The organism is Endozoicomonas sp. SESOKO3, from assembly GCF_024606255.1.
On record NZ_JAHHPR010000513.1, the window covers coordinates 1 to 1416 of the forward strand.

The following is a 1416-nucleotide window of genomic DNA, read 5'->3' on the forward strand; positions in this document are numbered from 1 at the left end:
AAAAAAACCACACACGATAGTTCTCTACCGACCATTTCTTAAGCTCGACACGATAGTTTTTCATGTTTAAGGTAGCCTGAATTTTGAAGAAAACATCACAGAGCGTTACGTCAATGAACGAGGTTTACTGTATTATGTCGTCTTTATCTCTACCTGACCCAATGTTGTTTCGGGCTCTAATTGTTTACCTAACAGATTGATGTAAATCCATGCGCCAGCCATTGCGCCGCAGATGGGAGCCAATATTGGTACCCAGAAATAAGGATTGGATCGGGCACCGGTCAGGGCTACTTCACCCCATCCAGCCATATAGGTAAACAGCTTGGGACCAAAATCGCGGGCCGGGTTCATGGCAAAGCCAGTCAGAGGGCCAAAAGCAGAACCAATGGTTGCAATCAGCAAACCGATCAACAGCGCGGACAGCGCCCCATTGGAATCACCGTTGTTGTTGTCACCGATAGCCAGAATAACGCCCATCAGCACAGCAGTAATCACAAACTCCACAGCAAAAGCCTGCATATTACTGAGGGAACCGTGCGCGTATGTGGAAAAGATACCTGCAGTAGCCAGACTCTCTTCAGAACCACGAACAACACCCTGGGCCAGCTCATAATCGGCAAAAAGATTGCTATAAAGAAAATAAACCAATGCGGCGGAACAGAAAGCACCTAAAATCTGGGCGACGATGTAAGGCAAAACCTTATGCTTTTCGAAACCTTTAAACACAGTCAATGCCAAAGTCACTGCCGGGTTTAGATGAGCACCGGAAACACCACCGGTTACGTAAATGGCCATAGAGACGCCCAGACCCCAGACGATAGAAATTTCAAGCTGACCAAAATCAGCACCCGCCAGAACCAGTGCAGCCACACAACCGACGCCGAAGAAAATCAGAAGGCCAACGCCAATAAACTCAGACAGGCATTCGCCAAACAGAGATTTACGCATAAAAATGAGCTCCGCCACGTGGGTATGTATCCAAGAAAAAAGAGCGAGGCCTTAATGAAACTCATTACTGTTTAGCAGCCTCGACAGCGGGCGAATTATTTCAAATAACAACAAAGCTCATCAACGCAAAACCATTGATTTAAATCAATCAATGTTCACATATGTTCGTTTTTTTTCTAATAAGATCTATAAGCCTGCATTTTTGCAAAGAGTCAAGGTTCTCGCCTTGCTATTTTTTCGATTTTCGCGCGTTTCATGCCGTTATGGCGCAAAAATGCCAACGTTTTTCCAACCAGTGAGCTCCACTAAAGGACTTTCCCCAGCTGCCAGTAGGCTTCCATTTCATCCAGTGTTAACTCTTGAAACTCACGGCCTTCTTCAGCAGCCCTGAACTCCATGCTTCGAAACCGATTCTCAAACTTGTCGCAGGCTTTGCGCACTGACATATCCGCATCCACTGACAAATGA

At 46.0% G+C, this 1416-nt stretch carries 1 protein-coding gene; it reads right to left on the reverse strand.

What is annotated here, in order from left to right; all coding sequences use genetic code 11:
• Positions 1-132: 132 nt before the first annotated feature.
• Positions 133-948 carry an MIP/aquaporin family protein gene (locus KDK18_RS08885; RefSeq protein WP_257254546.1) on the reverse strand — a complete coding sequence of 272 codons (816 nt, stop codon included), beginning with the start codon at positions 946-948 and terminating at the stop codon, positions 133-135.
• Positions 949-1416: the final 468 nt, after the last annotated feature.

Coding starts and splice junctions, on each gene's coding strand:
- KDK18_RS08885 (WP_257254546.1), bottom strand. CDS start 948: ATGCGTAAATCTCTGTTTGGCGAATGCCTGTCTGAGTTTATTGGCGTT.